The sequence below is a fragment of the Pseudomonas sp. 2VD genome (assembly GCF_005503585.1).
Taxonomy (GTDB): domain Bacteria; phylum Pseudomonadota; class Gammaproteobacteria; order Pseudomonadales; family Pseudomonadaceae; genus Pseudomonas; species Pseudomonas aeruginosa.
Genome location: NZ_SCND01000443.1, coordinates 1 through 4,334 on the forward strand (window position 1 = coordinate 1; position 4,334 = coordinate 4,334).

Consider the following 4,334-nt stretch of genomic DNA (forward strand, 5'->3'; position numbering starts at 1 on the left):
CAGGACCCGGGCAACGCCCACTTCACCCACCTGGAAGACGTGCACTTCACCTACCGCAAGATCACCTGGACCCACGAAGTCTCCGGCACCTCCGGCTCCGACGACTGGCGCTCGCCGGTCGCAGGGTGAGTTGACAGGCACACCGGTCGTACACCTGTGCGATCGGTTCTCCGTCGAGCCGAAAATGTCCGCTACTTCGCGAAATCGACACAGAGCCAAGACTTTCGGCAGCGGCTGAGCAAGAGTAACGTGGGGCTCGCTTCTCCAACGGATGGGGGAGGAACCGCCCGCCAGGAACAAGGAACGATCCATGCGTCAAAGGGACCTGAAATTCACCTTCGTCGTCGGCGAAGGGAAACTCGCGTTCGATGTCGTCGAGTTCGAACTGGAAGAAGCGCTCTGCGAGCCTTTCCGCCTGAACCTGAAGCTGGCCAGCGACAAGAACGCCATCGATTTCAAGCAGGTACTCGACCAGCCGGGCACCTTCACCCTCTGGCAGGACGGCCGTCCGGCCCGCTACGTCCATGGCATCGTCAGCCACTTCACCCAGGGCAGCTCGGGTTTTCGCCGGACCCGCTACGAACTGCTGCTGGAACCGCAGTTGGCGCGCCTGGAGCTGTGCTGCAACTGGCGGATATTCCAGGAGAAGAGTGTTCCGGAGATTCTCCAGGCGCTGCTCAAGGAACACCAGGTGCTCGACTACGAACAGCGCATCTACCATGAGCACCTGCCGCGCGAATACTGCGTGCAGGCCGGCGACAGCGATCACTACCTGCACGACCGGCTAGCCTTCGAGGAAGGCCTGGTCTACTACTTCCGCTTCGACGAACACCGCCACACCCTGGTCTGCAGCGACCGGCTCTACGTCCAGGAGCGTATCGCCGGCGGCCCGGTACTGTTCAGCGCCCAGCCGGAGGGCGACAACCCACAGCCGGTGCTTCATTCTTTCCGCTACAGCGAAAATGTTCGTACGGCTCGACAGACCCAGCGGGACTACAGCTTCAAGCGCCCGACCTACGACCAGGAGCATCATCTCGCTGGCGAGGCGCTCGAGCATCAGGGCTCGTCCTACGAGCGCTACGACTACCCCGGTCGCTACAAGCAGAGCGGCGCCGGCCGGCCTTTCAGCGAAAGCCGCCTCAGAGGGCACCGGCGCGATGCGCGGGTGGCATCGGTCAGCGGCGACGACCCGCGGCTGATCCCGGGCCACGCCTTTGCCCTGGAAGGTCATCCGCGTGCCGACTTCAACGCCTGGTGGCGGCCGGTGCGGGTGGTCCATCGCGGCACCCAGTATGCCGGCCAGGAGGAAGAGTCCGCCGACGCCCCTCTGGGGGTGCGCTACGACCTGCGCGCCGAACTGGTACCCGAGGACGTCGAATGGCGTCCCGCACCGCTGCCTCGGCCGCGTATCGATGGTCCGCAGATCGCGACGGTAGTCGGCCCGGCAGGGGAAGAGATCCATTGCGACGAGTGGGGACGGGTGAAAGTCCAGTTCCCCTGGGATCGCGAGGGACGTCACGATGAATTCAGTACCTGCTGGATACGGGTCGCGCAGAACTGGGCGGGTGCCGACTGGGGACACATGGCGATCCCGCGGATTGGCCAGGAGGTGATCGTCGATTACCTGGACGGCGACTGCGACCAGCCGATCGTCACCGGGCGCACCTACCGGGCGACCAACCGACCGCCCTACGCGCTGCCCGACCACAAGATCCTCAGCACCATCAAGAGCAAGGAGTACAAGGGCAGTCGGGCCAACGAGCTGCGCATCGACGACACCACGGCGCAGATCAGTGCGGCGCTGATGAGCGACCACGGTGCCAGCGCGCTGCACCTGGGCTACCTGACCCATCCTCGGCCCGAAGGCGGCAAGCCGCGCGGCGAGGGCTTCGAACTGCGCACCGACGAACATGGCGCGGTGCGTGCGGCCAAGGGGCTGCTGCTGAGCACCGAGGAGCAGCTCAGGGCCGGCGCCGGCCATCTCGACCGAGGCGTCGTGGTGCAGGTGCTGGAGGCGGCGTTGGAGCTGGCCCGCGAGCTGGGCGACTACGCCGGGGAGCACCAGGGCGTGGGGCACGACGCGGCGCCGCAGCAAACCCTCCAGGAAGCCGTGCGCGACCTCGGCCACGGTGCCAACGACGAGTCCGGCAAGAGCAACGGAGGCAAGCCAGCGATCGCCTTGAGCGGTCCGGCAGGGATCGCCGCGGCGACGCCGACGAGCCTGACCCTGGCCGCCGGCGAGCACGTCGACAGCGTGGCCCGGCAGAACCAGCAGGTGACCGCCGGGCAGAAGGTGGTGATCAACGCCGGCAGCGACATCGGCCTGTTCGCCCAGGGCGGCGAGCTGCGCCAGATCACCCACCAGGGGCCGATGCTGCTGCAGGCGCAGAAGAACGACATCCGCCTGGAGGCCGAGCAGAGCGTGGAGGTCAGCGCCAGCCAGCAGCACGTGCTGGTCACCGCGAAGGAGCACATCACCCTGATGTGCGGCGGCGCCTACCTGACCCTCAAGGGCGGCAACATCGAGCTGGGCATGCCCGGCAACTTCGTGGTCAAGGCGGCGAAGCACAGTCATGTCGGTCCCGCTCATGCATCGACCAGCTTCAACGCCTGGGATTCGACACCGTTCGATGACCGGTATGTCCTGCGCGACGAAGCCACGCTGGAGCCGTTACCCAATATCGCCGTTGAAGTGATACGAGGCGATGGTGGTGTGGTGAAACTGATGACCGACAGCCAGGGCCGTTTACCCAAGCAACAACACCTGGCCATGGACCCGGTGCAGATACGCATCCTGGGCAAGGGCAGTCACAACAGCGACACGGAGTCCAACACATGAGCAGCGAACCGCTCGAGCCGAATCAGGATGTGATCATCCCTCGCTCTCGCGACAGTCTGGGACGGCCTGTCTACAAGGCGCAGTTGACCCGTACCGACAACCAGAGCGAAAAGGTGGCACTGGTTCGGCAGACCGCTCCCCTGCCGGTGATCTTCATTCCGGGGATCATGGGAACCAACCTGCGCAACAAGGCAGATAAAAGCGAGGTCTGGAGGCCGCCGAATGGTCTGTGGCCCATGGATGACCTGTTTGCCTCCATCGGTGCGTTGTGGACTTGGGCCTGGAGGGGTCCAAAGGCCCGTCAGGAGCTCCTGAAGGCTGAGCAAGTAGAAGTCGATGACCAGGGTACGATCGATGTCGGTCAATCTGGTTTGTCCGAAGAAGCTGCCCGCCTGCGCGGCTGGGGCAAGGTCATGCGCAGTGCGTATAACCCGGTCATGGGATTAATGGAGAGGCGACTGGATAACATCGTCAGCCGGCGGGAACTCCAGGCATGGTGGAATGACGAAGCCCTCTCTCCTCCTGGAGATCAGGGTGAGGAGCAGGGAAAGGTTGGGCCGATCGATGAAGAGGAATTGCTCAGGGCCAGCCGATACCAGTTCGATGTCTGGTGCGCCGGCTATAACTGGCTACAGTCCAACCGGCAGTCGGCGCTGGATGTACGCGACTATATCGAGAATACCGTGTTGCCTTTCTACCAAAAGGAGTGCGGTCTCGATCCCGAGCAGGTGAGACGTATGAAGGTCATTCTGGTCACCCATTCGATGGGAGGGCTGGTGGCTCGCGCCCTGACGCAGTTGCACGGCTATGAGCGCGTATTGGGGGTGGTGCATGGCGTACAACCTGCGACAGGTTCCTCGACCATCTACCATCATATGCGCTGTGGCTATGAAGGTATCGCACAGGTCGTGCTGGGGCGAAATGCCGGTGAAGTGACAGCCATTGTCGCCAATTCGGCCGGCGCGCTGGAATTGGCCCCTAGCGCGGAATACCGGGAAGGGCGTCCCTGGCTGTTTCTATGCGACGCGCAGGGGCAGGTGCTCAAGGATATCGATGGAAAGCCTCGGGCTTATCCGCAGAATCAGGACCCTTATGAAGAGATATACAAGAACACTACGTGGTATGGATTGGTGCCTGAGCAAAATTCACAATATATGGACATGTCAGACAAAAAAGAAGGTTTAAGAGTTGGCCCCCGTGATAACTTTGAAGACTTGATAGATAGCATTGCTAATTTTCATGGTGAATTGTCAGCAGCAGGCTATCACTCAGAGACCTATGCCCATTACGGAGCTGACGATAGCCGCCATAGTTGGCGCGACCTGATCTGGAAGGGTGACCCTACCCCTCTGGAGACCCCCGGTGCCACACTCAACGACGATGAGTGCGGTCTCGATCCCGAGCAGGTGAGACGTATGAAGGTCATTCTGGTCACCCATTCGATGGGAGGGCTGGTGGCTCGCGCCCTGACGCAGTTGCACGGCTATGAGCGCGT

2 protein-coding genes and 1 pseudogene are annotated in these 4,334 nt (G+C 62.7%); all 3 read left to right on the plus strand.

The features are described 5' to 3' along the window. Nucleotides 1-129 (plus strand): annotated as a pseudogene (locus tag FFS27_RS29260) (Hcp family type VI secretion system effector); the annotation flags it as partial. A gap of 181 nt (nt 130-310) precedes the next feature. After that, nucleotides 311-2,839: a type VI secretion system Vgr family protein gene (locus tag FFS27_RS29265; RefSeq protein WP_023101379.1), complete on the plus strand. Its 2,529-nt coding sequence runs from the start codon at nt 311-313 to the stop codon at nt 2,837-2,839. Then, nucleotides 2,836-4,334 (plus strand): hypothetical protein (locus FFS27_RS29270; RefSeq protein ID WP_256659714.1); only part of this gene is annotated, 1,499 nt, incomplete at its 3' end. The genes FFS27_RS29265 and FFS27_RS29270, both read left to right, overlap by 4 nt.